The 25,408-nt window shown below is 47.3% G+C and carries 28 protein-coding genes; 15 read left to right on the plus strand and 13 right to left on the minus strand.

The window, feature by feature from the left end; genetic code table 11:
- The first annotated feature begins 31 nt into the window (after nucleotides 1–31).
- The 3 genes from NA330_RS07065 to sptP are packed head-to-tail and all read left to right on the plus strand — an operon-like array spanning nucleotide 32 to nucleotide 2,329.
- Entirely contained in the window at nucleotides 32–292 is a 261-nt protein-coding gene (locus NA330_RS07065; RefSeq protein WP_000692249.1) for a hypothetical protein, read from the plus strand.
- A 26-nt stretch (nucleotides 293–318) separates the two neighbouring features.
- A complete protein-coding gene (gene sicP / locus NA330_RS07070; RefSeq protein ID WP_001147851.1) occupies nucleotides 319–711 on the plus strand; it encodes a chaperone SicP in 393 nt (130 codons plus the stop codon).
- Nucleotides 698–2,329: an SPI-1 type III secretion system effector GTPase-activating protein SptP gene (sptP, locus tag NA330_RS07075; protein ID WP_023241759.1), complete on the plus strand. Its 1,632-nt coding sequence runs from the start codon at nucleotides 698–700 to the stop codon at nucleotides 2,327–2,329. Before sicP ends, sptP begins: the two co-directional genes overlap by 14 nt.
- Before the next feature lie 53 nt (nucleotides 2,330–2,382).
- Here sptP and iagB read toward each other — a convergent pair whose 3' ends face one another.
- The 3 genes from iagB to hilD all read right to left on the minus strand — a co-directional run bounded on the left by iagB (nucleotide 2,383) and on the right by hilD (nucleotide 6,563).
- On the minus strand, nucleotides 2,383–2,865 hold the full coding sequence (gene iagB / locus NA330_RS07080; RefSeq protein ID WP_000558930.1) for an SPI-1 type III secretion system invasion protein IagB: 483 nt from the start codon (nucleotides 2,863–2,865) through the stop codon (nucleotides 2,383–2,385).
- A gap of 17 nt (nucleotides 2,866–2,882) precedes the next feature.
- The gene (gene hilA, locus NA330_RS07085; RefSeq protein WP_001120085.1) at nucleotides 2,883–4,544 is read right to left on the minus strand and encodes a transcriptional regulator HilA; all 1,662 of its coding nucleotides are present in this window, start codon (nucleotides 4,542–4,544) and stop codon (nucleotides 2,883–2,885) included.
- A gap of 1,089 nt (nucleotides 4,545–5,633) precedes the next feature.
- On the minus strand, nucleotides 5,634–6,563 hold the full coding sequence (gene hilD / locus NA330_RS07090; protein WP_000432699.1) for a transcriptional regulator HilD: 930 nt from the start codon (nucleotides 6,561–6,563) through the stop codon (nucleotides 5,634–5,636).
- 315 nt (nucleotides 6,564–6,878) lie between these two features.
- On the opposite strand from hilD, the gene prgH reads away from it, so the two are divergent.
- The 10 genes from prgH to avrA all read left to right on the plus strand — a co-directional run bounded on the left by prgH (nucleotide 6,879) and on the right by avrA (nucleotide 14,512).
- A complete protein-coding gene (prgH, locus tag NA330_RS07095; RefSeq protein ID WP_000450196.1) occupies nucleotides 6,879–8,057 on the plus strand; it encodes a type III secretion system inner membrane ring protein PrgH in 1,179 nt (392 codons plus the stop codon).
- A gap of 24 nt (nucleotides 8,058–8,081) precedes the next feature.
- Nucleotides 8,082–8,324, plus strand: a complete 243-nt coding sequence (prgI, locus tag NA330_RS07100) for a type III secretion system needle filament protein PrgI (RefSeq protein WP_000235228.1) — start codon at nucleotides 8,082–8,084, stop codon at nucleotides 8,322–8,324.
- An 18-nt stretch (nucleotides 8,325–8,342) separates the two neighbouring features.
- Nucleotides 8,343–8,648, plus strand: coding sequence for a type III secretion system inner rod protein PrgJ (gene prgJ / locus NA330_RS07105; RefSeq protein WP_000020431.1), 306 nt, complete (start codon nucleotides 8,343–8,345; stop codon nucleotides 8,646–8,648).
- Nucleotides 8,645–9,403 (plus strand): type III secretion system inner membrane ring lipoprotein PrgK, encoded by a 759-nt coding sequence (prgK, locus tag NA330_RS07110; protein WP_000621238.1) that lies wholly within the window; start codon nucleotides 8,645–8,647, stop codon nucleotides 9,401–9,403. Before prgJ ends, prgK begins: the two co-directional genes overlap by 4 nt.
- On the plus strand, nucleotides 9,375–9,974 hold the full coding sequence (gene orgA, locus NA330_RS07115) for an oxygen-regulated invasion protein OrgA (protein WP_077907222.1): 600 nt from the start codon (nucleotides 9,375–9,377) through the stop codon (nucleotides 9,972–9,974). Before prgK ends, orgA begins: the two co-directional genes overlap by 29 nt.
- On the plus strand, nucleotides 9,931–10,602 hold the full coding sequence (orgB, locus tag NA330_RS07120) for a type III secretion system linker protein OrgB (RefSeq protein ID WP_000916655.1): 672 nt from the start codon (nucleotides 9,931–9,933) through the stop codon (nucleotides 10,600–10,602). The genes orgA and orgB overlap by 44 nt, the downstream gene beginning before the upstream one ends.
- A 15-nt stretch (nucleotides 10,603–10,617) precedes the next feature.
- The gene (locus tag NA330_RS07125; protein ID WP_000612177.1) at nucleotides 10,618–11,070 is read left to right on the plus strand and encodes a type III secretion system effector protein OrgC; all 453 of its coding nucleotides are present in this window, start codon (nucleotides 10,618–10,620) and stop codon (nucleotides 11,068–11,070) included.
- Between the two features lie 345 nt (nucleotides 11,071–11,415).
- The gene (gene hilC / locus NA330_RS07130) at nucleotides 11,416–12,303 is read left to right on the plus strand and encodes an invasion transcriptional regulator HilC (RefSeq protein WP_000243998.1); all 888 of its coding nucleotides are present in this window, start codon (nucleotides 11,416–11,418) and stop codon (nucleotides 12,301–12,303) included.
- A gap of 384 nt (nucleotides 12,304–12,687) precedes the next feature.
- The gene (gene sprB, locus NA330_RS07135) at nucleotides 12,688–13,443 is read left to right on the plus strand and encodes a transcriptional regulator SprB (RefSeq protein WP_023241760.1); all 756 of its coding nucleotides are present in this window, start codon (nucleotides 12,688–12,690) and stop codon (nucleotides 13,441–13,443) included.
- Nucleotides 13,444–13,603: 160 nt separating this feature from the next.
- Complete coding sequence (gene avrA, locus NA330_RS07140) at nucleotides 13,604–14,512, plus strand: type III secretion system YopJ family effector AvrA (protein WP_077906539.1); 909 nt, start codon at nucleotides 13,604–13,606, stop codon at nucleotides 14,510–14,512.
- Between the two features lie 98 nt (nucleotides 14,513–14,610).
- Here the strand turns inward: avrA and sitD are convergent, their stop codons facing one another.
- The 4 genes from sitD to sitA are packed head-to-tail and all read right to left on the minus strand — an operon-like array spanning nucleotide 14,611 to nucleotide 18,042.
- A complete protein-coding gene (sitD, locus tag NA330_RS07145; protein ID WP_000480209.1) occupies nucleotides 14,611–15,459 on the minus strand; it encodes an iron/manganese ABC transporter permease subunit SitD in 849 nt (282 codons plus the stop codon).
- Nucleotides 15,450–16,310 carry an iron/manganese ABC transporter permease subunit SitC gene (gene sitC / locus NA330_RS07150; protein WP_001104336.1) on the minus strand — a complete coding sequence of 287 codons (861 nt, stop codon included), beginning with the start codon at nucleotides 16,308–16,310 and terminating at the stop codon, nucleotides 15,450–15,452. The genes sitD and sitC overlap by 10 nt, the downstream gene beginning before the upstream one ends.
- Nucleotides 16,307–17,128 (minus strand): iron/manganese ABC transporter ATP-binding protein SitB, encoded by an 822-nt coding sequence (gene sitB, locus NA330_RS07155; protein ID WP_438796410.1) that lies wholly within the window; start codon nucleotides 17,126–17,128, stop codon nucleotides 16,307–16,309. The genes sitC and sitB overlap by 4 nt, the downstream gene beginning before the upstream one ends.
- Entirely contained in the window at nucleotides 17,125–18,042 is a 918-nt protein-coding gene (gene sitA / locus NA330_RS07160) for an iron/manganese ABC transporter substrate-binding protein SitA (protein WP_000182930.1), read from the minus strand. Before sitA ends, sitB begins: the two co-directional genes overlap by 4 nt.
- A gap of 181 nt (nucleotides 18,043–18,223) precedes the next feature.
- Here sitA and NA330_RS07165 point away from each other — a divergent pair, with 181 nt between their 5' ends.
- Nucleotides 18,224–18,568, plus strand: coding sequence for a nitrous oxide-stimulated promoter family protein (locus tag NA330_RS07165; RefSeq protein ID WP_001117944.1), 345 nt, complete (start codon nucleotides 18,224–18,226; stop codon nucleotides 18,566–18,568).
- Nucleotides 18,569–18,629: 61 nt separating this feature from the next.
- Here the strand turns inward: NA330_RS07165 and flhA are convergent, their stop codons facing one another.
- The 6 genes from flhA to hypA form a co-directional block, all read right to left on the minus strand.
- The gene (gene flhA / locus NA330_RS07170) at nucleotides 18,630–20,708 is read right to left on the minus strand and encodes a formate hydrogenlyase transcriptional activator FlhA (RefSeq protein WP_023241761.1); all 2,079 of its coding nucleotides are present in this window, start codon (nucleotides 20,706–20,708) and stop codon (nucleotides 18,630–18,632) included.
- Between the two features lie 218 nt (nucleotides 20,709–20,926).
- Nucleotides 20,927–21,937 carry a hydrogenase expression/formation protein HypE gene (hypE, locus tag NA330_RS07175; RefSeq protein WP_023241762.1) on the minus strand — a complete coding sequence of 337 codons (1,011 nt, stop codon included), beginning with the start codon at nucleotides 21,935–21,937 and terminating at the stop codon, nucleotides 20,927–20,929.
- Entirely contained in the window at nucleotides 21,934–23,055 is a 1,122-nt protein-coding gene (hypD, locus tag NA330_RS07180; protein ID WP_001212962.1) for a hydrogenase formation protein HypD, read from the minus strand. The genes hypE and hypD overlap by 4 nt, the downstream gene beginning before the upstream one ends.
- A complete protein-coding gene (hypC, locus tag NA330_RS07185; RefSeq protein ID WP_000334871.1) occupies nucleotides 23,055–23,327 on the minus strand; it encodes a hydrogenase 3 maturation protein HypC in 273 nt (90 codons plus the stop codon). Before hypC ends, hypD begins: the two co-directional genes overlap by 1 nt.
- The gene (hypB, locus tag NA330_RS07190) at nucleotides 23,318–24,190 is read right to left on the minus strand and encodes a hydrogenase nickel incorporation protein HypB (RefSeq protein ID WP_000337636.1); all 873 of its coding nucleotides are present in this window, start codon (nucleotides 24,188–24,190) and stop codon (nucleotides 23,318–23,320) included. Before hypB ends, hypC begins: the two co-directional genes overlap by 10 nt.
- A 68-nt stretch (nucleotides 24,191–24,258) precedes the next feature.
- Entirely contained in the window at nucleotides 24,259–24,615 is a 357-nt protein-coding gene (hypA, locus tag NA330_RS07195) for a hydrogenase maturation nickel metallochaperone HypA (RefSeq protein ID WP_000544461.1), read from the minus strand.
- A 209-nt stretch (nucleotides 24,616–24,824) separates the two neighbouring features.
- Here hypA and hycA point away from each other — a divergent pair, with 209 nt between their 5' ends.
- Nucleotides 24,825–25,286, plus strand: coding sequence for a formate hydrogenlyase regulator HycA (gene hycA / locus NA330_RS07200; RefSeq protein ID WP_000158075.1), 462 nt, complete (start codon nucleotides 24,825–24,827; stop codon nucleotides 25,284–25,286).
- Nucleotides 25,287–25,408 lie beyond the last annotated feature (122 nt).

A 25,408-nucleotide genomic window follows, 5' to 3' on the forward strand; every position in this document is an offset into this window, starting at 1 on the left:
GCTCGACAACAATTGAACAAGATTAATTGTTATGAAAATCATCACACATGTAGTACCCGGTTCAGGTATGGCTGCAATATATGATGATATTGCTGACAGTCCGCGTTTTGTTATTAAAGGCAAATTACGTCATGTTGAAAATGATCCGAAGGAACTGCTGATATGTGTTCCGATGCGTAGTGAATGGCTATTCTACTGGATTAAAGGAGAGAAATATTGCGCCCGGCGATGGGCGCGAAAATGCATCAAAACATCATGTAACCAGATTAAATTTGAAGAAGCAATCTTATAAAAGATATAATTAAAGAGGAAAGTAAATTGCAAGCACACCAGGATATTATCGCTAATATTGGTGAGAAATTGGGTTTACCGCTCACTTTTGACGACAACAATCAGTGCTTATTACTACTCGATAGCGATATTTTTACGTCTATTGAAGCTAAAGATGATATCTGGTTATTGAACGGTATGATTATACCGTTATCGCCTGTTTGTGGCGATTCTATCTGGCGGCAGATTATGGTGATTAATGGTGAACTGGCTGCGAATAATGAAGGTACGTTAGCGTATATTGATGCTGCAGAGACGTTGTTGTTTATACATGCAATTACCGATCTGACAAATACTTACCATATTATATCGCAGCTTGAGTCATTTGTGAATCAGCAGGAAGCGCTCAAAAACATACTGCAGGAATATGCTAAAGTATGAGGAGAGAAAATTGAATAATTTAACGTTGTCTTCGTTTTCAAAAGTTGGTGTGTCGAATGATGCCCGACTTTATATTGCTAAGGAAAATACTGATAAGGCATATGTTGCGCCTGAAAAATTTTCGTCAAAAGTATTAACCTGGCTTGGAAAAATGCCGTTATTTAAAAACACTGAAGTGGTGCAAAAACATACGGAAAATATCAGAGTACAGGACCAAAAGATTTTACAGACATTTCTCCATGCACTAACGGAAAAATATGGGGAAACAGCGGTTAATGACGCACTGTTAATGTCCCGTATAAATATGAACAAACCCCTTACCCAACGTTTAGCAGTGCAGATCACGGAGTGTGTAAAAGCTGCTGACGGAGGGTTTATAAACCTTATTAATAGCAAGGATAATATTGGTGTCAGGAATGCCGCTTTAGTCATAAAAGGCGGCGATACAAAAGTGGCAGAAAAAAATAACGATGTTGGAGCAGAAAGTAAGCAACCTTTACTCGATATCGCGCTAAAGGGACTTAAAAGAACATTACCGCAACTGGAACAAATGGATGGAAATAGCCTGCGAGAAAACTTCCAGGAGATGGCTTCAGGTAACGGCCCGCTGCGTTCATTAATGACGAATTTACAGAATTTAAATAAAATTCCAGAGGCTAAACAACTTAATGATTATGTTACAACGTTAACAAATATTCAGATAGGAGCAGACAGGTTCTCACAATGGGGAACCTGTGGGGGAGTGGTTGAGAGGTGGATTGATAAAGCCTCTACCCATGAATTAACCCAGGCTGTAAGAAAAATTCACGTTATTGCTAAAGAACTGAAAAACGTTACAGCTGAACTTGAGAAAATAAAAGCCGGCGCGCCAATGCCACAGACGATGAGCGGACCGACACTGGGCCTGGCACGGTTTGCGGTCAGCAGCATTCCAATTAATCAGCAAACCCAGGTGAAACTGAGCGATGGAATGCCTGTGCCAGTGAATACGTTAACTTTTGACGGTAAGCCTGTGGCATTAGCCGGTTCGTACCCAAAAAATACGCCGGATGCGCTGGAAGCGCATATGAAAATGCTTCTTGAAAAAGAATGTTCGTGCCTGGTGGTGTTAACGTCGGAAGATCAGATGCAGGCAAAACAATTACCACCCTATTTCAGAGGGAGCTACACCTTTGGCGAGGTGCATACCAACAGCCAAAAAGTGAGCTCAGCCAGTCAGGGAGGTGCGGTAGACCAATACAATATGCAACTGTCCTGCGGAGAAAAGCAGTATACAATCCCGGTATTACATGTCAAAAATTGGCCAGATCACCAGCCGTTACCGTCTACTAATCAGTTAGAATACCTGGCGGATATTGTGAAAAATAGTAACCAAAATGGCGCGCTGGGGCGTAGTTCATCAGATAAGCATTTACCGATGATTCATTGTTTGGGCGGAGTGGGGAGAACCGGAACGATGGCGGCGGCTCTTGTACTTAAGGATAATCCTCATAGTAATCTGGAGCAGGTACGTGCAGATTTCCGGGATTCACGGAACAATAGAATGCTGGAAGACGCCTCACAGTTTGTACAACTAAAAGCAATGCAAGCCCAGTTGCTTATGACGACGGCAAGCTGATAAAAAAATAGCTTACTTTTAGAACTATCTGAAAGTAAGCTATTCCTGTCTCATTATTTGTTTACCGCGATAGAAAGTCTTTTGTTTTTCTCTTCTGCTGACATCCCTTTTAATTTTCTGTAATTCTCCCAAATTTTTTTAGCATAACGTTTCCTTATATCCGATCGTTTCGGTGACGTCCCCGCATTATAAGCGCCAACGGCCTCCCAGCTATAACCGTAGATTTTCATCATATCTGATAAAATGGATGCGCCAACAATGACAGAAATGCAGGGGTCCTGTAACAACTGTTTTTCACTAATCCCCATTTTTTTCAGCCTTTTCATATGGAAGCTGTTAATTTGCATCAGGCCAAGATCGGTTGAACCATCTCGGTTATGACCAATGGCGCCAGGTTTCATCGCCGATTCCTGCTGGGCGATAGCGTAAAGTAGTTCGGATTCAATATTGAACATTTTTTCAGCCTGAAGCCAGCAATCAGCCCATGCTGTATTTATGCTAAGCAACCAGATTACGATGATAAAAAAATAATGCATATCTCCTCTCTCAGATTTTACCGTAATTTAATCAAGCGGGGATCCTGTTTCCATCTTTTGAACCAAATATTGTCTTCGTTTTTAAATTTATTCCACATTTTCTCGGCAATAGCTTCGCCGTGGGCAACCAGCACTAACGGTAATAATCCCGGATTATTATCAATACGCTGTTCGCTTTCCAGAAACTCTCTTATCGTCGGTAAGGCACGCTCACTATTCTGACAGTATTCAGCATAAAGAAGATTAACAGCAATAAGCCCTGTTATTTCCTGCGTGGATATTTCTTTAGTTAATTTTCGTGCCAGTTCATGTTTACCTTTAAGCGAAAGAAACATAACCTGCATACTTAATAATATTGGATTATCCTGCAAATGTTGTGAGCGTAATTCATCGCCTAAACGTATAGCATCATCAATACCGGTATGATAATAGGTAATCCACAGCTTAGTGATCCCTGCGGCTGCGCGCGTTGGATCCAATTTTAAACACTCGTTAATCGTTTGTAAGGCCTCCTCCAACTGACCAGCCATGAAAAGATTCCAGCCATAATAATATTTAATATCTGCAGAGATGGGCGAAAGTAAGTTAGCTTGTTTGAATAGCAAACTCCCGACGATGTATTCTGAATGAATCGTATTAATTAGCCCCAGTAATCCTAAAGCTTGTGGATTATTGTGGTCCAGCTCTGTCGCCTTAATCGCATGTTCTTTAGCTTTGATCATGGCATTTTGTTTATCAAAAATCCCCATTTGCGCCATGCTGAGGTAGCATTCTGCCAGCGCACAGTAAGGCGCAATGCTGTTTGGCGACATGTTAACGCATTGAGTCAGCAATTTAAGCGCTTGCTGTAAGCTATAGGGAGTGTATTGATTTAACTCATGCTTACCGCGTAAGTAAACCATAGTACTGTCAATCGAATTTAGCTCGCTAATCTGCTTTGTGTCCCAGCGAAGTCCGGGAATACATCTGAGCAAAAGATTCGCAATTTTGTTTTGCAAGAGAGAAGCGGGTTGGTGTTCTATCAACTTAATGCTTTCCTGGTGCAGCAGGTGATAACCTTTAACCCGAACTATCTCGATCTGTACAATGTTATCATTACCATCGGGTATCATCTGCCCGGAGATATAATAATCGGGGCGTAATTGATCCATGAGCTCGAGAATATCCTTAACACTACGGCAGTTCTTCGTAATGGTCACCGGCAGCACGCTCAGGCCAAAGGGCGCATACTGCGATAATCCCTTCACGATAGAGTAATGCAGACTCTCGGATTGAACCTGATCCTGCATCTGAAAAGGAAGTATCGCCAATGTATGAGTCGTAGGTTGCGGCGCTGGCGGAGACACCACTACGACCGGACGATTAAACCGATAGCCCTGTCCGTACAGTGTTTCAATGTAACGATGCTCTTTATCTTCCGACAGAATACGTCGTAAGGCATAAATACAGCGGGTTAGAGATTCTTCGTTAACTTCCGCGTCGCCCCATACCTGGTCCAGTAAGGTGTTTTTACTCACAATCTCGCCGGCGGCTTCGAGCAGGATGACCAGAACGGCATATTCTTTTGGCGGAATATTGACTTTCTTTTCTGAGCGTAGCAGGGAGCCGTCCATGTTGAGTATGAAATCATCAAAGACGAATTTTTTATTCGATACAGGAACAGGATTAAAATGTGGCATGATAATAGTGTATTCTCTTACAGGGTGAAAAGTTATAATAGCTAATACAAGTCGTTAGGATAGAATCTACTGTTTCAGTAATTCTGCTGTTAGTACTAACGGTCAGGTTGAGCTTTTATTATGAGCTTAATGTCATATTGTACGGGCTCGGGTTTATATGTTTTTAACATTTGATTATTTAGCTTATGCCTGTGCTTTAAATAACTGACATGTTGGTAATAATATTGTTATAACTAACCGTGATTATCGAATGGACGCTGTCGTATATCCTGGAGCAGAGAGTCAGCGCCGGGCATCTAAATATTTACATATTTAACTTGGCCTCATTGCAATAGAGATTAGTTTTGTAGCTATCTTACTGCATTTTTTGGGGGTGTAAATGCTGCTTATTATATCTTCATGGTTAATGGTCTGATAATTACACCATCAGAACCATTTTTCTCGAAGATTTCCACTAAATGACCATTCGTTGGAAGTTTAAGAGTGTAATTTGTCTTAGGTGTCAAAATATAAATGAAAGACTGTTTTTAATGGTGCGCTTATTTTTATATTTTTTTGCAAAATAATGATATCGTCTTTTCTTTACTCCTTTCAGCTATAGCGTCAAAAAGGCAGGGGGGTTATGAGCAGTATCATCCTCAGGCTGGCCCCCAGGCATTATATCGATATCAGGATGAAGAGAAGAGGTATACCTGGCAGAAAGCTAACAAGCGTGACTGTTTCGGTGTAGACCGTTCAGGCAAATAGTTCTCAGAGGGAACGGATGATGTATAAATATGAATAAAATGCCGGCCTTAATCCACAGGGTTAAAGCCGGAAGGAGATAGTGTCATCTGGACGAATTCTTACGCTGTGAATAAGGCAATATCGGTTTACCAGTCATCATAGCGATGACAAGTTCACAAAAATCGTGTTATATAATCAGCCTTACTTTAAATTACCAGAGATATCAGTATAAGCTGTCTTCCGGACAGAACAATGATATTAAATAGCCTCCCATCCTGATATAGCGTGTTAATGCGCAGTCTGAATTTTAAATTATTACAATTTTAATAAAAATCTTTACTTGAGTGACAGATACAAAAAATGTTAATGGTTCGCCATTTTTATGAATGTCGATGGCGTAGTTTTAAAATATTTTTTGAAACATTGAATGAAGTAGGACGTGCTGTCATAACCACATTTTAATGCTACAGCATTAACATTATGGTTGCCTATGCGTAAAAGTTTTGCTGCCTGATTCATTCTTGCCGATAAGTAGATGTCGCTAAAGCTGGTACCTTCTTCTGCAAGTTTCCGTTTGAGCGTTGACGTACTCATAAATATATGATCGGCAACATCCGTAAGCTTCCACTGTCTACTGGGTGACGAAGATATAATGTTGTAAACGCGCTCCTTTAACGTTATCTGAGCCGAGCTAAGGATGATCTCATAACTCTCCGGGAGTCGGAGAAAAGCAGTAAGCAGGAACAGCAGAAAATAAGGAATTAACTCTTCATTTTCAATACAACTCTTGTTGTTACAGTTACTGCAACCTTTGCTTGTATCCTTCGTACAGGAGAACGCCGTTTTCAGATGTTCAAATACCTCTCTTCTGGCAGGAAAGTCAGGCGTATAGAAAATTTTCTGCGCTTTCTCTGTGGGTACCGCCATTTTGGTTTGCTGCTCGTTTGGGATAAGTGCATAGAGAGCGCCAAGTCGTTGCGTCGGTATCTCGAGTATATCGAAATCCATGTGGCCATTGACCTCTTCAAGCGTCACGTTAACTACCTGCTCTTTTTTGAGCACCAACATCCCAGGTTCGTCACAGTAAATCGTATCGTGATTATTGCTAATCGTCAGTTTACCGCTCCGAAAGCAAACTAAAGTGAAACTGCTTACATAAAGATTTTTGATGGTAACCTGCTGAGTCTGACTTTTAATTTGCTGCCGGGTATTTGTCAAAAGTGATTTTAATTTCTGTAAGTTATCTGCGGCAGGACGCTGATGACTATTACTTACAAAGGTTACATTTTCCATATTATCCCTTTGTTGATGTTATTTTAATGTTCCTTACTGGTATCCTACTGAAAAAATCTGAGTTGTAAATGCTCTTTATTAGCGTGTGTTGGCAATGGTCTGATTGTTACACCAAAAGAACCCAAATTTGGGTAATTTATCTACAGTAGTTTAAGCCCCAATGGGGATGATGGTTCTTTTAATATGTGTTGAGACGCATTATACAGAATAAATTGATTTTATTTCTCACTTTTCATTCTATTTTCATCAGGAATCCCTGTGTCCTGTGCGGTAATCTGCTGCTATCGAGAACGACAGACATCGCTAACAGTATATATGGAAACATCAAAAGAGAAGACGATAACAAGCCCAGGGCCATACATAGTTCGATTACTTAACAGCTCACTGAACGGCTGTGAGTTTCCATTGCTGACAGGCCGAACACTCTTTGTGGTAGGTCAGAGTGATGCGCTCACTGCTTCAGGCCAACTCCCTGATATACCTGCCGATAGCTTTTTTATCCCGCTGGACCATGGCGGAGTAAATTTTGAAATCCAGGTGGATACGGATGCGACCGAAATTATACTCCATGAGCTGAAAGAAGGAAATTCTGAATCTCGTTCGGTGCAATTAAATACGCCAATACAGGTCGGTGAATTGCTTATCCTGATTCGCCCGGAAAGCGAGCCGTGGGTGCCCGAGCAGCCAGAGAAGTTAGAAACGTCTGCAAAAAAGAACGAGCCGCGTTTTAAAAACGGAATTGTAGCCGCACTGGCCGGGTTTTTTATATTGGGAATTGGGACGGTGGGGACGTTATGGATACTTAACTCGCCGCAGCGGCAGGCCGCAGAGCTCGATTCGTTATTGGGGCAGGAGAAGGAGCGCTTTCAGGTGTTGCCAGGACGGGACAAAATGCTCTATGTCGCTGCGCAAAATGAAAGAGATACGCTGTGGGCTCGTCAGGTTTTAGCGAGGGGCGATTATGATAAAAATGCGCGAGTGATTAACGAAAACGAAGAAAATAAGCGTATCTCTACCTGGCTGGATACCTATTATCCTCAGCTGGCTTATTATCGGCTTCATTTCGATGAGCCGCGTAAACCCGTTTTCTGGCTAAGCCGCCAGCGAAACACGATGAGCAAGAAAGAGCTCGAGGTGTTAAGTCAAAAGCTGAGAGCGCTAATGCCTTACGCGGATTCGGTTAACATCACGTTGATGGACGATGTTACCGCCGCAGGCCAGGCGGAAGCGGGGCTAAAACAGCAGGCGTTACCTTATTCCCGCAGGAATCATAAGGGGGGCGTAACGTTTGTTATTCAGGGGGCGCTCGATGATGTAGAAATACTCAGAGCCCGTCAATTTGTCGATAGCTATTACCGCACATGGGGAGGACGCTATGTGCAGTTTGCGATCGAATTAAAAGATGACTGGCTCAAGGGGCGCTCATTTCAGTACGGGGCGGAAGGTTATATCAAAATGAGCCCAGGCCATTGGTATTTCCCAAGCCCACTTTAATTTAACGCAAATAAGGAAGTCATTATGGCAACACCTTGGTCAGGCTATCTGGATGACGTCTCAGCAAAATTTGATACGGGCGTTGATAATCTACAAACGCAGGTAACAGAGGCGCTGGATAAATTAGCAGCAAAACCCTCCGATCCGGCGCTACTGGCGGCGTATCAGAGTAAGCTCTCGGAATATAACTTGTACCGTAACGCGCAATCGAACACGGTAAAAGTCTTTAAGGATATTGATGCTGCCATTATTCAGAACTTCCGTTAATCAGTTATAAGGTGGATTATGTCGATTGCAACTATTGTCCCTGAGAATGCCGTTATAGGGCAGGCGGTCAATATCAGGTCTATGGAAACGGACATTGTCTCGCTGGATGACCGGCTACTCCAGGCTTTTTCTGGTTCGGCGATTGCCACGGCTGTGGATAAACAGACGATTACCAACAGGATTGAGGACCCTAATCTGGTGACGGATCCTAAAGAGCTGGCTATTTCGCAAGAGATGATTTCAGATTATAACCTGTATGTTTCTATGGTAAGTACCCTTACTCGTAAAGGAGTCGGGGCTGTTGAAACGCTATTACGCTCATGATTCGTCGATATCTATATACCTTTCTGCTGGTAATGACCCTTGCCGGCTGTAAGGATAAGGATCTTTTAAAAGGACTGGACCAGGAACAGGCTAATGAGGTCATTGCCGTTCTGCAAATGCACAATATAGAGGCGAATAAAATTGATAGCGGAAAATTGGGCTATAGCATTACCGTTGCTGAGCCTGATTTTACCGCTGCGGTGTACTGGATTAAAACTTATCAGCTTCCTCCCCGGCCACGGGTGGAAATAGCGCAGATGTTCCCGGCGGATTCGCTGGTATCGTCTCCGCGAGCTGAAAAGGCCAGGTTATATTCGGCTATTGAACAGCGACTGGAACAGTCATTACAGACGATGGAGGGCGTGCTCTCCGCCAGGGTCCATATTAGTTATGATATTGATGCTGGTGAAAATGGCCGTCCGCCAAAACCTGTTCATCTGTCGGCATTAGCCGTATATGAACGAGGTTCGCCGCTTGCGCATCAGATCAGCGATATCAAGCGTTTCTTAAAGAATAGTTTTGCCGATGTGGATTATGACAACATTTCTGTTGTGTTGTCAGAACGTTCTGATGCCCAATTACAGGCTCCCGGCACACCAGTAAAACGTAATTCTTTTGCAACCAGTTGGATTGTGTTGATTATTTTGTTATCCGTGATGTCAGCAGGCTTTGGCGTCTGGTATTACAAAAACCATTATGCCCGCAATAAGAAAGGCATAACGGCTGATGATAAGGCGAAATCGTCAAATGAATAGGCAGCCATTACCCATTATCTGGCAAAGAATCATTTTTGATCCGTTATCGTATATCCATCCTCAGCGGTTGCAGATAGCGCCGGAAATGATTGTCAGACCCGCCGCCAGGGCGGCGGCAAATGAGTTAATACTGGCGGCATGGCGGCTTAAGAACGGAGAAAAGGAGTGTATTCAAAACTCACTGACGCAGCTGTGGCTGCGTCAGTGGCGCCGACTGCCGCAAGTAGCGTATTTACTCGGTTGCCATAAACTGAGAGCCGATCTGGCAAGGCAGGGAGCCTTGCTTGGCCTGCCGGATTGGGCGCAAGCATTTTTGGCAATGCATCAGGGAACAAGTTTATCTGTCTGCAATAAGGCGCCGAATCACCAGTTTTTACTTAGCGTCGGGTATGCACAGTTAAATGCCCTGAATGAATTTTTACCTGAATCTTTAGCACAGCGTTTTCCTTTGCTTTTTCCTCCATTTATTGAGGAGGCATCGAAGCAGGATGCTGTAGAAATGTCAATTTTGCTACTGGCCTTACAATATGCTCAAAAATATCCCAATTCCGTCCCCGCTTTCGCCTGTTGAGGGGATACTGATAAAGCGTAAAACGCTGGAACGTTATTTCTCTATTGAAAGATTAGAACAGCAGGCGCATCAACGGGCTAAGCGTATTTTGCGAGAGGCGGAAGAAGAGGCAAAGACCTTGCGGATGTACGCCTATCAGGAAGGTTACGAGCAGGGAATGATAGACGCGTTACAGCAGGTCGCCGCTTATCTTACTGATAATCAGACAATGGCCTGGAAGTGGATGGAAAAAATACAGATTTATGCCCGCGAGTTATTTTCAGCTGCGGTCGACCATCCCGAAACGCTTTTAACCGTCCTGGATGAGTGGCTAAGGGATTTCGATAAGCCTGAGGGGCAACTTTTTTTAACACTACCAGTTAACGCGAAAAAAGATCACCAAAAACTGATGGTGTTGCTTATGGAGAACTGGCCAGGCACTTTTAATCTTAAATATCATCAGGAACAGCGCTTTATCATGAGTTGCGGCGATCAGATCGCAGAATTTTCACCTGAACAATTTGTTGAAACGGCAGTAGGCGTCATTAAGCATCATCTTGATGAACTTCCACAAGACTGCCGGACGATTTCTGATAACGCCATTAACGCACTTATTGATGAATGGAAGACAAAAACGCAAGCATTGTAAAATGGAGGTTATAAGGTGATACCGGGTACGATTCCGACTTCTTATTTGGTCCCGACAGCGGATACTGAAGCGACGGGTGTGGTTTCGTTGAGTGCCAGGGCCGCTATGCTGAATAATGTGGATAGCGCGCCTTTAAGCAATGGCGGCGACGTTGATCTTTATGATGCATTCTACCAACGACTTTTGGCGCTTCCTGAGTCAGCCTCTTCTGAAACGCTTAAAGATAGCATTTATCAAGAGATGAATGCCTTCAAAGATCCGAAAAGTGGTGATTCGGCTTTTGTTTCTTTTGAGCAGCAAACGGCTATGCTACAAAACATGTTAGCAAAAGTTGAACCGGGTACTCATTTATATGAGGCTTTAAACGGGGTATTAGTTGGTACAATGAATGCGCAGTCACAAATGACCTCCTGGATGCAGGAGATTATTTTATCGGGCGGGGAAAACAAAGAGGCAATTGACTGGTGAACCCCCCATTGCTGGCGATTTGTGATAAGGTATGGTGTATATATTAGCAAATAATGCAGAAAATGCACCATGCCAGTGTATCTATCTTATTGATGTATATGGATTATTAAGGTATCTACCAGGCGTTTTATTCTGAAATGATTATATTAATATTGTAAGCTTTAATTACAAAATTGTGCATAAAGTTTGTAAGGGTATCTTTTTGTGACGAAATGAACGCGCGTTGGAATGTAATTATTGGCTATAATAATAAAAAAATCGGATTTAAATCATCTCTGTGAGTTTTAATTATTTGTTTATAAGAATATAACGATTTTGAGTTCCTTATAGCACACAGGATAAAATATGGTATTGCCTTCAATGAATAAATCAGTTGAGGCCATTAGCAATAATCACCTTCAACAGCCGAACAAATTTCCATTAATAAATGGATTAGCTGACGTAAGAGACTATTATGTCGCAAACTGCTTATTATTTAAACTTAATAAAGGCAGTTTGCGAATTGAAAACGAATTTGGGGAGTTCATCGAACAATCTGCGCCGTGTTTATTTTTATTGGAAAAAGATCAAACAATCACTCTTAGTATGAGCGAAATAGAAGGGCATATTGATTTTTCTTCACTGGAAGTTTCCTATGACTTAATGCAAAAATTCTACAAAGTTTTTTACAGTACAAGAAACTATAATGATCGAGAGCTATCATTAAAAACGAAACCAAAGTATTTTTTTCATGCGGACTTGTTGCCAGGGATGAGTGATACTTTTGACTCTATTTTGCATGGTGTGGCATGTCCACGGGTTTGTAGTAATGTGAGTATTGATGATCATGATTATTCATATTTCTCATTGATGTATCTTATATCGGCATTTGTACGTAAGCCCGGTGGGTTTGATTTCCTTGAGCGAGCAATAAAAATTACGACAAAAGAGAAAGTTTATAACATTATTATCAGCGATCTCACCCGCAAATGGTCACAGGCTGAGGTGGCAGGAAAGCTGTTTATGAGCGTATCAAGTCTGAAGCGAAAACTGGCCGCTGAAGAGGTGAGTTTTAGCAAAATATATCTGGATGCTCGTATGAATCAGGCTATAAAATTATTACGTATGGGGGCTGGAAATATTTCACAAGTCGCGACGATGTGTGGCTATGATACGCCTTCTTATTTTATCGCTATTTTTAAACGGCATTTTAAGATTACACCGCTTAGCTTTATGCGTACGATGAACCATTGATTTGTGAAATTATTTTAAACGTTACTATCTGTTTGCGTTACAGATACCAAATATTTTTTTAATCGTAGTGTATATTTCAGTATCGCTACACCAGTGATATATAGTTAATGAAAGGGAATCGAAAGCGTTCATTGTCAGACATACATGGCCACCAGGCGTCGGGCAATCGTTGTACTCTAAGAGATTACAGTAAAGTAAAACAGCAAATTTAATCATTATCAGATTTGTAAAAGGAATTCATTTCGGTAACGACATTGCGCATGTAATAACGTATCTGGTCTTATTACCTTTGTAGTAAGAAGGCGTTATCTACTTGCGCAGTAGTCGCCCAGGAAGAAAAATTATTACCGAAGCTGTGGTCAGTTTTCAAAAAAGGATAAATAAATGAGAAATGTAATTATATACGGTATTAACTGGACTAATTGTTATGCCCTTCAGTCTATTTTTAAGCAAAAATATCCGGAAAAGTGCGTTAAAACGTGTAACTCATTAACCGCACTTTTGCATTCTCTATCCGATATGCCGGACGCCGGGCTGATTTTAGCTTTGAACCCGCATGAGCATGTTTATCTTTTTCATGCGTTGCAGACGCGGTTGCAGAACCGTAAAGTTTTGGTAGTGGCAGATCGCTTGTATTATATCGATCGCTGTGTGCTGCAATATTTTGGCGTTATGGATTATGTTTTAAAAGACGAACTATCCTGCGCTATCCGCTCGGATCGAGAGAAGCTCCGTCTTCCGGAAGCCTGGCTGCGTTTCTGCCACAGGCCACAAAAGCAAACCGTGGCTGCTACGTATGCTTTTAATGCCGGCGAGACGCCGGAAGAGGTATTGTTTAATATCAATCAATACGCCTGGTGGAATCTACCTCCCGGCGTCACTCAGGCGAAATATGCGCTGCTGATATTATTATCCTCCGGACATCCGGCAATTGAACTGGCGAAAAAATTTGGTCTGGGAACAAAAACCGTCAGTATTTATCGTAAGAAGGTTATGTATCGTTTGGGGATGGACTCTTCACCGCTATCGCTGTTCCGGGGGCTGAAACTAGACGCGCATTTACAGCGCACTGCTTTTGCACATAACCCTGGTGTACCTGACGATAATTGCGCGTTACCGATTGCGGTAGGAATGAATTAAAATATTTTTTATCATTTATGACCATGTGTTGAGCTTTTATTATAAAAAAGATTTTTTGAGTAGTAATTCTTATATATAATCATCCGGAGGTGATTGGTTGCCTGGCTCAATCATTGAGGCATATTTTTGCGGGCAATATATTGAATCTGAAAAGTTAAAGATGATATTTTCGGTGCAGGAGCTATCATGTGGAGGGAAAAGTATGCTAAGTCCTACGGCTCGTAATATGGGGGCGAGTTTATCGCCTCAGCCTGACGTCAGCGGGGAGCTAAACACCGAAGCATTGACCTGTATTGTTGAGCGTCTGGAAAGTGAAATTATAGATGGCAGCTGGATTCATATCAGTTACGAGGAAACCGATCTCGAAATGATGCCTTTTCTTGTTGCACAGGCCAATAAGAAGTATCCAGAGTTAAATCTTAAATTTGTTATGTCAGTCCATGAGCTTGTTTCCTCTATAAAGGAGACCAGAATGGAAGGCGTTGAATCTGCCCGATTTCTCGTAAATATGGGAAGTTCAGGTATCCATATTTCAGTCGTCGATTTTAGAGTTATGGACGGAAAGACATCGGTGATTTTGTTCGAACCAGCAGCGTGTAGCGCTTTTGGACCTGCTTTACTGGCGTTGAGGACCAAAGCAGCTCTTGAACGTGAACAACTGCCTGATTGTTATTTTGCTATGGTCGAGCTGGACATTCAACGAAGCTCTTCTGAATGCGGTATTTTTAGCCTGGCGCTCGCCAAAAAACTTCATCTTGAATTTATGAACTTAGTAAAAATTCATGAAGATAATATTTGTGAACGTCTGTGTGGTGAGGAACCTTTTCTCCCGTCTGATAAAGCAGACCGTTATCTGCCGGTGAGTTTTTACAAACATACTCAAGGCGTACAACGATTAAATGAATATGTGCAGGCCAATCCGGCGGCGGGAAGCAGTATAGTAAACAAAAAGAATGAAACGCTTTATGAGCGATTCGATAACAATGCCGTTATGCTAAACGATAAAAAACTCTCTATATCCGCTCATAAAAAAAGGATAGCTGAATATAAGTCTTTACTTAAACCGTAATGAAATTATAAGGTTGCCTGCCAGATGAAATTCTTCCAGCGCCATAAAACTACTCTATATTATGACCGTATATTTCCTGAATAGCAGGCAAAAAAGTGTTAACCTTGCGCCTCTGGTACGATTTCATTACGCCTGTCGCGCCATGTTGCGTAAATAAATACCGCAATAAACACGATGGCAAATAATACCACGATGGTCGGCGCTGGCGCGCTATCAAGATAAAAAGACAGATAGACGCCCGCAAAAGCGGTAATAACTGACAGACTCACCGCTAATCCCAGCGCGCGCGCAAAGCGTCGCGTCAGCAAAATGGCAATTGCGCCGGGGGCGATAAGCAGTGAAATCGACAGAATAATACCCACCGATTTCAGCGTGGCGACGATAGTCAGCGCAATCATACATAGCAGGCCATAATGCAGTAGCGTGGTATTCAGCCCGCTGGCTTTCGCCTGGTGCGGGTCAAAAGCGTGTAGCAGGAGATCTTTCCATTTCAGCCCTATGATTAACGCAATACCCAGTGCAATAACCGACGTTTGTACAATATCCCCCAGCGATACGCCCAGCATATCCCCAAACAGGATGTGATCCAGATGCACTTCCGATTGAATAGAAACATAGAGCACCAGACCTGCGCCAAACATCCCGGAAAAGACGATGCCCATCACCGTATCACGTTTGATGCGGCTGTTATCGTCCAGATAGCCGGTCGCGATAGCGCAAAATAATCCGGCAATGAAAGCGCCAATCGCCAGGGGGATCCCCACAATATATGCCAGCACGACCCCGGGGAATACCGCATGACTCATTGCGTCGCCCATTAACGCCCAGCCTTTTAACACTAAAAACACGGACAGTAAGGCGCAGGGAATCGCCACAATGACCGAAACCATAAGGGCGTTCACCATAAAATCAAACTGAAAGGGTTCCAGTAACGTTGTTAAGAACATGTCGGCTCCTTCTGCAGGCGGGCGCGTCGACGGTTGGCTAACAGACCGTGTTTCGGGGCGAAAATAAAGGCTGTGATGAACAGTAAGGTTTGCATGACGACAATAATTCCGCCAGTGGCGCCATCCAGCCAGTAGCTAAGCCATGCGCCCAGAAAACTGGTCAGGCTACCAATCACGACGGCAATCATGAGCAGACGTGGAAAACGGTCGGTGAGTAACCAGGCCGTCGCGCCCGGCGTGACGACGAGACAGATCACCAGGAACGCCCCAACGGTTTGCAGGGCCGCCACGGTAGAGACGGACAATAGAGTGAAAAACAACAGCTTTAGTCGACCCGGATTAAGCCCGATAGAGCGCGCATGGGTTTCATCGAAAAAGACGACCATCAGATCTTTCCACTTTAACAGCAGAATCGTCAGCGAGACTGCGCCGATAATCGCCAGTTGCGCAATATCCGCTGGCGCGATCGCCAGCACGTTGCCGAGAATAATCGTCTGGATATTCACCGACATCGGATTGAGCGACACCATAAAAAGGCCGACGCCAAAAAAAGAGGAGAAGATAAGCCCGATAATCGCGTCTTCTTTCAGGCGTGAGCGTTGGTTAAGAAAGAGCATACTGCCTGCCGCCAGTCCGCCGGAAAGAAACGCGCCGAGCGAGAAGGGCAGCCCTAACATCCAGGCGCCAGCGACGCCAGGCACAATAGAGTGAGATAGCGCATCGCCAATGAGCGACCAGCCTTTGAGCATCAAATAGCAGGAGAGAAACGCGCACAGACCGCCCACCATCGCGGAGACCCACATCGCGTTGAGCATATACTGGTAGCCAAACGGCTCAACAAGCCAGTTCATGACGATTTTCCTCCGCTGGCCACGCGCCGGGAAATAAAGGGGCGCTCGTCATCGGTGATGATGTGCTCTTCACCTCCGCTTAGCGCGATATGACGTAGAACGCCGCTAAACGCCTGTTCCAGATTCGCGGCGGTAAACGTGGTTTCGGTAGGGCCGCTGGCCAGTACGGTTCCTTTAATCATTACCGTATAGTCGCAAAACTCGGTGACGGAGCCGAGATTATGCGTTGAGACCAGCATCGTGCGGCCTTCATCGCGCAGTTCTCGCAGTAGATCGATGATTCGCGCTTCGGTTTTTACATCCACGCCGGTAAAAGGTTCATCCAGCAGGATTACCTGTCCATCCTGAGCGATGGCCCTGGCAAGAAACACACGTTTTTTCTGCCCGCCGGACAGCTCGCCAATCTGCCTGTGACGATATTCCAGCATATCCACCCGCGCCAGCGCGGCGTCAACACAGGCGTGATCATGCGCAGTGGGACGGCGTAGCCAGCCCATATGGACGTAGCGTCCCATCATCACCACATCTTCTACCAGCACCGGAAATGACCAGTCCACTTCTTCCGATTGCGGAACATAAGCAATGAGGTTTTTTTTCAGCGCCTTGTTGACTGACTGTTGCAGGATAGTGATATCGCCCTGCGCAAGATGCACAAAGCCCATTAACGCTTTAAATAACGTAGACTTACCGGAACCATTTACGCCTACCAGCGCGGCGATTGAACCGCCAGGCACCTGAAAAGTGGCGTCCCGTAGGGCGGTATGACCGTTGCGATACGTCACCGTGACTTGATCAACGGTAATCGCAGATTGACTCATTGTTGACTCCTCAGTCCGTCGTTAATGCCGTTGACGATGGTTTCGGTCGTGACGCGCAGCAGATCCAGATAGGTTGGCACAGGGCCGTCAGCGGCGCTCAGAGAATCGACATACAGCACGCCGCCATAATGCGCGCCGGATTCACGCGCGACCTGACGGGCCGGTTTATCGGAAACCGTACTCTCGCTAAAGATGGCGGGAATATGGTGCTTTTTAATGGTATCAATCACTTTACGCACCTGTTTTGGCGTCCCCTGTTGATCGGCGTTAATTGGCCAGAGATAAAGCTCTTTCATGTCGTTATCGCGCGCCAGGTAAGAGAACGCGCCTTCACTGGTGACCAGCCAGCGCTGATCGGCGGGAATTTTTTCCAGTTCGGCACGCAACGGATCGGCCATCTGGCGAATTTTCGCTTTATAGCGCTCGGCGTTTTGCTTATAGATCTGCGCATTATCCGGATCGTACTTCACCAGGGCGTCGCGAATGTTATCGACATAAATCAGCGCGTTTTCTGCCGACATCCAGGCGTGCGGGTTCGGTTTACCGTTATACGGGCCTTCGGTAATGCCCATCGGTTTGACGCCGGTGGAGACGACGACTTCCGGTACGCCGGAAAGGTGCTGATAAAAGCGGGCGAACCATCGCTCCAGGTTCAGACCATTCGCGAGGATAAGCTGTGCCCCCTGCGCTCGTTTAATATCGCCGGGCGTTGGCTGATACTCATGGATTTCAGCGCCGGGCTTGGTAATTGAGCTGACTTCCGCTGCGTCGCCCGCCACGTTTTTCGCCATGTCGGCAATAACGGTAAACGTGGTGATGACTTTAAATTTCTCTTTTGCATAGGCTGGCGATAGCGCGAGTATCGCGACAATACCGGCAATCAGGAGTGTTTTCAGACGATGTAGATTCGTCATAGTATCCCTCGCAACAATGTGGTTAATTAATCATCGAATATAGCCTTTGCTATGTTATATAGCACAAGGCATGAATAAATGAAAATAATTCTTATTTGCGAAATGGCGACGATATGCAGTGATAGTGCTAAAGAGGGATAAGGTGTAAAATAAATACACCTTAATGTTCGGAGAGAGCACGATGCCTGGTAAACGTATCGCTCGTGAAAAACTGACGATCAAAAAAATGATCGCGCTGTATGAAAGCCAGTGCCCACAGGCGTCAGCGGTGCAGGGGCATTACGAGGCGCTGTTCGCCTACGCGCAAAAACGTCTTGATAAATGCGTATTTGGCGAGGAAAAACCCGCCTGTAAGCAGTGCCCGGTGCACTGCTATCAGCCGGCTAAACGCGAGGAGATGAAGCAGATTATGCGTTGGGCAGGTCCGCGAATGCTTTGGCGGCATCCTGTCCTGACCGTGCGGCACCTTATCGACGATAAGCGCCCCGTTCCGGAATTGCCGGAAAAATATCAGCGCAAGAAGTGAAGGGGAAGCGCCAGGCCTACGGCGCGCATCATCTCCAGGCCGGATCAGATCCGGCAACCCGTTACGCTAACGCGTCTTTATCAATACCCAATCGCTTCATACGCGACAGCAGGGTGGTTCGTTTAAGCCCCAGACGCTGCGCCGCGCCTTTTGGTCCAGCCACTACGCCATTGGTCTCTTTCAGCACGCGTATAATAAGCTGATATTCATCTTCGCCTTCTTTGGCGCTTTCAGTCGCAACAGGCGAGGTATCGGGCGTTACGGCGGTAATATCCGGCAGCGACAGTTGTAGCACATTGCCGCGCGTCAGCAGCACGGCGCGCTCGACGACATTCTCCAGCTCGCGAACGTTCCCCGGCCATTCCATGCTGCTGAGCGTGCGCAGCGTTTCGGCGGGAATGCTGTCGATATTACGCCCCATTCGGCGGGCGATTTTGAAGGTGAACGCTTTGACCAGTAGTGGTATATCTTCCGGACGTTCGCGTAACGGAGGAAGCTGGATCGGAAAAACATTCAGCCGATAGTAGAGATCGTTACGGAATTCGCGATCGGCGACCATTTTTTTCAGATCGCGGTTAGTCGCGGCGATCAGCCGCACGTCGGTCTGGATCAGTTTATTGCTGCCGAGACGTTCAAACTCTTGCTCCTGAAGGACGCGCAGCAGCTTAGGCTGTAGCTCCAGCGGCATGTCGCCCACTTCATCCAGAAACAGCGAGCTTTTATCCGCCAGCTCGAAACGGCCAATCCGCTGCGCGCTGGCGCCGGTAAACGCGCCGCGCTCATGACCAAACAAATCGCTTTCCAGCAGCCCCGCCGGCATCGCGGCGCAGTTCATCTTTACCATCCTGCGCCCGCTACGTCCGCTCAGGTTGTGAATGGCGCGGGCAATCAACTCTTTACCGGTTCCCGTTTCGCCCAGAATCAGCACGGTACTGTCGCTCTGCGCCACCATCTCAACCTGCTTTAGCACGTTGTACATCGCTTCGCTGCGTCCGATGATCTCGCCAAACTCGCTGTCGACGTTATTAAGCTGCTCCGTGAGCGCCAGATTTTCGTCGACCAGGCGTTCCTTCAGTCGGTGGATTTCCTGATAGGCCAGCGCATTATCCACGGCAATGGCTACCCGTTCGGCAATCTGACGCAGCAGCTTGAGGTTGGCGGTGGTAAACACTTTTTCTTCGCACTGGGCCAGTTTGAGCACGCCAAGCATCGTCTTGCCGGACATCAACGGCAGCAGGCAAAGCGTCTGGATCTGATTGCCCCAGGTATCGAACAGCATGCGTTCGTAGGGGGCAAGCGGATCGCGTTCGTTGAGGTTGATAAGCAGCATCTCTTTACTTTTAAAGACGCGCTCCGTGAGCGTGCCGGCTTCGTCGACTTCGCTCTGTTCGTGCGCCGGATGATGCTCATCAAGGTAGTGGGTGGAGTAGATATTCAGCTTATTTTTGCGATGGCTGCGCAACACGATGCTGATTGCGTCGATATTGAAATAGTGGTGGATCTCTTTTGCGACTTCGCTTACCAGCTCATCAATATCCAGACGCGACAGGACGGCGTTGGTAATCGCAACCAGAATACGGAAGTTATCGCGTTCGCGGCACAACAGATCATAATCGACATTATTGTTTACCCGGTTTTGAATTTGCTCGGCGACCACGCCGACAATTTGGGTAAACGTATGCAGACGGTCATATTCCTTTTCACTCCAGGGGCGATCTTCCTGACGGATGAATTCGCAGCCGCCGAAAATACGGCCCTCCGCGGCTAAAGGAAGCAGACAGTAATGACCAAATTCAGGGTAGAGGCCGCTCGCGGCAAGCTGCGGCCAGGTTTCGGTAAACTCATGGAAATTACAGTGCAATGCATCGGGGCGAGAAAGGATGCGACGTACCGGGCCGTGCGCCAGTATGGTTTCATCTTCATATTCAACAGGACGGCCATTTTCTCGCGTCGCATAATATTGTGCGCGTTGCGACTGCGCCTGCCATAGCACAATGCCGGCGCTGTCGGCGAGCGCTGAACGCTTTACCAGTTGCGAAAGCGCTTCACTGAGCGACGCCAAATCGGGCTGCTGCAATAAGGTACGAGTGATATCGAACAAGCCTTGCTGTCCAAGATCGCTCATGGGTGTATACGACATGTTGCTTTTCCAGGAAAATACCGCAAAACGGTGCGAAAACGGTAAATGAATTATAGGTATAAGTCGTAAGTTATTGCCGGATGGCTGACCGCAAACTCGCTGGTCACACAATCCGTAGGCCTGATAAGCAAAGCGCCATCAGGCGTTAATGCAGCGTTAATGCCGGATGTCGACGCAAATGCGACTTATCCGGCCTACAGTATGCTGCCAACAGGCTGCTAGCATATACGAGGTAATGGTTCGGCGTGTGGCAAATCAAGGGTTCGCTTCACGCCATAGAGTCCGGCTAAGCGAACGCCTTTGCGTTCCACGACTTCGCCAATCAGCGCTGCATCACGTCCCAGCGGATGCGCGCGTAATGCCGCCAACGCCCGATCTGCGGCCTGCCGTTCAACGGCAATCACCAGTTTTCCTTCGTTGGCAAAGTTCAGGGCATCCAGCCCCAACAGCTCGCAGACGCCGCGCACGGCAGGTTTGAGCGGCAGTGCGGATTCGGACAATTCAATACCGTAACCGCAGGACGCCGCAAACTCATGGGCGACCGCATTCACGCCGCCGCGCGTGGCGTCACGCAATGCCTTCACTCCGTCAATATGACGCAGCGTCTGAATTAGCGGCGTTAATACTGCGCAGTCGCTCGCCAGCTCGCCATCCAGTCCCAGTTGCTCACGCAGGTTGAGGATAGTGGCGCCGTGATCGCCAAGCGTACCGCTGACTAACAGCACATCGCCAACGCTCAGCGTTTGCGCGCCCCAGTGAATATCGGCGGGAATCGCCCCCATGCCGGCAGTGTTGATAAACAATTTATCCGCCGCGCCGCGCTGCACAACTTTGGTGTCGCCGGTTACAATGGCGATACCCGCTTCCCGCGCGGTCGCCGCCATGCTATTGACCACGCTTTTTAACGTCTCCATCGGCAGCCCTTCTTCAAGGATAAAGCCGCAGGAGAGATAGCGGGGGATCGCGCCGCTCACCGCTACGTCGTTCGCCGTACCGCAAATCGCCAGTTTGCCGATATTGCCGCCGGGGAAAAAGAGCGGATCGATCACATAGCTATCGGTAGAAAACGCCAGACGGTCGCCCTCCGCCGTCAGTTGCGCCAGGTCCAGACGCGCCTGATCTTCTTGTTCCGCCAGCCACGGGTTGGCAAAGGCCTCCATAAACAGGCTATTAATCAACTGTTGCATAGCCTGGCCGCCGCTGCCGTGGGCGAGTTGTATATTGTTCAAACTTCACACTCCTGCTGACGATACTGATACCAGGCGGCGCATGCGCCTTCGGAAGAGACCATCAGCGCGCCGAACGCGGTCTCTGGATTACATGTTTTACCAAATAGCGGGCACTGATGCGGCTTGCATCTGCCGGTCAGCACTTCGCCGCAGCGGGCGCGCGGATCGTCATAGACCTGCTGTGGCGCTGGGCGGAAATGCGCTTCGGCGTCAAAGCGCTGATACTCTGGCGTCAGGTGGACGCCGGAGGATTCAATCACGCCCAGACCGCGCCACTCGCTATCGCCATTAACGCAGAACACATCGGCGATGGCCTGCTGCGCCAGCATGTTTCCGGCATCCGGCACCACGCGACGGTATTGGTTTTCAACCTGGCTTAGGGCCGCTATTTTCTGCTCAACCAGCATGACCACGCCTTGCAGTAGATCAAGCGGTTCGAATCCAGCCACCACCAGCGGGCGATTAAAATCGGCGGCGATAAACTGGTACGCCTCGGTGCCGATGACCATGCTGACGTGGCCTGGCGCAAGAAAGGCGTCAATGCCGTTGTCCGGCTGCTCCAGTAAGCTACGCAGCGTCGGGATCAGCGTAATGTGCTGGCAGAAAAAGTAGAAGTTTCGCACGTCACGCTGTTTTGCCTGCTGTAGCGTGATGGCGGTGGTCGGCATGGTGGTTTCAAAGCCCAGCCCGAAAAATACCACTTTGCGGGTCGGGTTATCCTGCGCCAGCTTCAGCGCGTCCATCGGAGAATAAACAATACGGACATCCGCGCCGCGCGCTTTAGCCTGCAACAGAGAACCCTGTTTCCCCGGCACGCGCATGGCATCGCCAAAGGTGCAGAAAATCACCTCCGGATGACTGGCGATTTCCACGCAACTGTCGATGCGTCCCATCGGCAGCACGCAGACCGGACAACCGGGGCCGTGAATAAACTCCACGTTTTCGGGCAGTAACTGATCGAGACCAAATTTAAAAATTGCGTGGGTATGACCCCCGCAGACTTCCATAATGCGCAACGGACGTTCGGCAGTGTAAGGAAGAAGGGCGGCGCGTTCACGCAGGTGTTCAATGAGCTGCATTACCTGTTCCGGCGCACGGTACTCGTCAACAAAACGCATTATCTCTCCTCACCATACAGCAGTGCGCCGACGTCCGGCTCAACATCAAACATATTTTGTAGCGCGTCGAGCGTGTCGCGCGCTTCCGCTTCGTTAATGACGCTCATGGCGAATCCGACATGAACCAGCACCCACTGACCCAGACGCGGCTGACCGTTTTCATCACAACTGCCGACTAATGTGAGATCGACGTCGCGCTGAATGCCGCAGACGTCAACTTTTGCCTGATTGCCGTCAATGGCGCGGATTTGACCCGGCACGCCTATGCACATCGCTGCGCCTCCAGCCAGGCCAGCCACTGATCCATGCCTTCGCCGCTGGTGGCGGAAATCAGGATAATTTCAATCTCCGGGTTCACTTCACGCGCGCTGGCGATGCACTTCTCAACGTCAAAATTGAGGTAGGGCAGCAGATCGACTTTATTGAGCAGCATGAGCGACGCAGCGGCAAACATATGGGGATACTTCAGCGGCTTATCTTCACCTTCGGTCACGGAAAGCACTGCGACTTTATGCTTTTCGCCCAGATCGAAGCTGGCCGGGCAGACGAGATTACCGACGTTTTCGATAAACAGAATACCGTGGTCATCCAGCGGCAGGCGCGGCGCGGCGTCGGCGATCATTTGCGCGTCAAGATGGCAGCCTTTACCGGTGTTGACCTGAATGGCGGGCGTGCCGGTAGCGCGGATGCGGGCGGCGTCGTTCACTGTCTGCTGGTCGCCTTCAATTACCGCGCACGGTACACGGTCTTTCAATTTCATTAGCGTTTCAGTCAGCAAGGTGGTTTTACCGGACCCGGGGCTGGACACCAGGTTGAGCACCAGTTGCTGGCGGGCGGCGAAACGGGCGCGGTTGCGCTCAGCCAGACGATTATTTTTGTCCAGCACGTCGATTTCAACCTCCAGCATCCGCCGCTGACTCATACCAGGCGCGTGGGTTCCGGCTTCGCCGTGGCCGTAATGCAGATCGCCTTCTGCGGTCTGACTTGGGGCAAAGTCAGGCGTTTTAATGCCGGTAATATTCAGCGCCGGGCGAGCCGCTGGGGCAAAGGGCGCGCTACGAAACGCTGAGTGCGGATTATGTTCATCGCCTTCTATATAAAGGTTGCCTTCAGCGCAACCGCAAGTCGTACACATCGCTTACTCCTGATCTTTTTCTTGTTACAGGCTTTCTGCCGGATGGCGACGCGAGCGTCTATCCGGCATTAATCTTCAGTTTCATCAATCTCTATGCGCCGAATTTGTAAGCCGTCATCGGCCACAATTCGCAGCGTATCGCTATGACATTGCGGACAACGACGTACACGGTGGGTTAACAACGTGACATATTGTTGACAATGCTCACACCAGCATTCGGCTTCCTGTTCTTCGAGGTGCAGTTTACAACCTTCTGCTATCGTGCCGCGGCATACCAGATCAAAACAAAAGGAAAGAGCGCTGGTTTCCACGCAAGAAAATGCGCCAATTTTGATCCAGACGGCTGTCACACGTTTTGCACCGTATGCTGAAGCCTGTTGTTCAATCAATTCCAGTGCCCGTTGGCAGAGGGTGATTTCGTGCATATCGCCTCCCGTAGTGGTTGCCCCTGTAAAGCAATATTTATGCCAATATTTTTATCCCCTGGCAGGGTAATGTCGACGATGACGAAATGACATGTCGTCACCGCGTCGAAACGGCAGTAACTGCGCTCGTCTGCTATTAAAAACAATAAGTTAAAAATTGGCATGGAAAATGCTTAACGCAGGCATCTCTGTTAAACGGGTAACCTGACATGACTATTTGGGAAATAAGCGAAAAGGCCGATTACATCGCGCAACGGCATCGTCGCCTACAGGACCAGTGGCATATTTACTGCAACTCGCTGGTTCAGGGGATCACCCTCTCGAAAGCGCGCCTGCATCACGCAATGAGCTGCGCGCCGGAAAGGGATCTTTGCTTTGTCCTGTTTGAGCACTTTCGTATTTACGTCGCGTTGGCGGATGGTTTTAACAGCCACACCATTGAGTACTACGTTGAAACCAAAGATGGCGAAGATAAGCAATTGATTGCACAGGCGCAGCTCGATATCGACGGCAAGGTTGATGAACGGGTTAACAACCGCGATCGCGAGCAGGTGCTGGAGCACTATCTGGAAAAAATCGCCAGCGTTTACGACAGCCTCTATACCGCTGTAGAAACCAACTCGCCGGTTAATTTGCGTCAATTGGTAAAGGGAAACAGCCCGGCGGTATAAGCCTGAGGCGTTGCCCGCTTTGATTCGCGATGTGGCGTTGCGCCATGTCATGAATGTTTTGGGGATGGGCGTGTCGATAAGTGTCGAAAATGACATTTCAACGGCATGTTTTCGTCAAAAAT

The organism is Salmonella sp. NW722 (assembly GCF_051702785.1).
Classification (GTDB): Bacteria; Pseudomonadota; Gammaproteobacteria; order Enterobacterales; family Enterobacteriaceae; genus Salmonella; species Salmonella enterica.

Bases quoted from the DNA above. Each gene is read 5' to 3' on its own strand.
- hilA (WP_001120085.1), bottom strand. From the start codon at position 4,544: ATGCCACATTTTAATCCTGTTCCTGTATCGAATAAAAAATTCGTCTTT.
- sitB (WP_438796410.1), bottom strand. From the start codon at position 17,128: ATGAGTCAATCTGCGATTACCGTTGATCAAGTCACGGTGACGTATCGC.
- sitA (WP_000182930.1), bottom strand. From the start codon at position 18,042: ATGACGAATCTACATCGTCTGAAAACACTCCTGATTGCCGGTATTGTC.
- iagB (WP_000558930.1), bottom strand. From the start codon at position 2,865: ATGCATTATTTTTTTATCATCGTAATCTGGTTGCTTAGCATAAATACA.
- hilD (WP_000432699.1), bottom strand. From the start codon at position 6,563: ATGGAAAATGTAACCTTTGTAAGTAATAGTCATCAGCGTCCTGCCGCA.
- sprB (WP_023241760.1), top strand. From the start codon at position 12,688: ATGAGAAATGTAATTATATACGGTATTAACTGGACTAATTGTTATGCC.
- NA330_RS07165 (WP_001117944.1), top strand. From the start codon at position 18,224: ATGCCTGGTAAACGTATCGCTCGTGAAAAACTGACGATCAAAAAAATG.
- hypB (WP_000337636.1), bottom strand. From the start codon at position 24,190: ATGTGTACGACTTGCGGTTGCGCTGAAGGCAACCTTTATATAGAAGGC.
- prgI (WP_000235228.1), top strand. From the start codon at position 8,082: ATGGCAACACCTTGGTCAGGCTATCTGGATGACGTCTCAGCAAAATTT.
- NA330_RS07065 (WP_000692249.1), top strand. From the start codon at position 32: ATGAAAATCATCACACATGTAGTACCCGGTTCAGGTATGGCTGCAATA.
- prgJ (WP_000020431.1), top strand. From the start codon at position 8,343: ATGTCGATTGCAACTATTGTCCCTGAGAATGCCGTTATAGGGCAGGCG.
- flhA (WP_023241761.1), bottom strand. From the start codon at position 20,708: ATGTCGTATACACCCATGAGCGATCTTGGACAGCAAGGCTTGTTCGAT.
- orgA (WP_077907222.1), top strand. From the start codon at position 9,375: ATGATAAGGCGAAATCGTCAAATGAATAGGCAGCCATTACCCATTATC.
- sitC (WP_001104336.1), bottom strand. From the start codon at position 16,310: ATGAACTGGCTTGTTGAGCCGTTTGGCTACCAGTATATGCTCAACGCG.
- hilC (WP_000243998.1), top strand. From the start codon at position 11,416: ATGGTATTGCCTTCAATGAATAAATCAGTTGAGGCCATTAGCAATAAT.
- sitD (WP_000480209.1), bottom strand. From the start codon at position 15,459: ATGTTCTTAACAACGTTACTGGAACCCTTTCAGTTTGATTTTATGGTG.
- sptP (WP_023241759.1), top strand. From the start codon at position 698: ATGCTAAAGTATGAGGAGAGAAAATTGAATAATTTAACGTTGTCTTCG.
- hycA (WP_000158075.1), top strand. From the start codon at position 24,825: ATGACTATTTGGGAAATAAGCGAAAAGGCCGATTACATCGCGCAACGG.
- hypA (WP_000544461.1), bottom strand. From the start codon at position 24,615: ATGCACGAAATCACCCTCTGCCAACGGGCACTGGAATTGATTGAACAA.
- prgK (WP_000621238.1), top strand. From the start codon at position 8,645: ATGATTCGTCGATATCTATATACCTTTCTGCTGGTAATGACCCTTGCC.
- avrA (WP_077906539.1), top strand. From the start codon at position 13,604: ATGATATTTTCGGTGCAGGAGCTATCATGTGGAGGGAAAAGTATGCTA.
- hypD (WP_001212962.1), bottom strand. From the start codon at position 23,055: ATGCGTTTTGTTGACGAGTACCGTGCGCCGGAACAGGTAATGCAGCTC.
- prgH (WP_000450196.1), top strand. From the start codon at position 6,879: ATGGAAACATCAAAAGAGAAGACGATAACAAGCCCAGGGCCATACATA.
- orgB (WP_000916655.1), top strand. From the start codon at position 9,931: ATGCTCAAAAATATCCCAATTCCGTCCCCGCTTTCGCCTGTTGAGGGG.
- hypC (WP_000334871.1), bottom strand. From the start codon at position 23,327: ATGTGCATAGGCGTGCCGGGTCAAATCCGCGCCATTGACGGCAATCAG.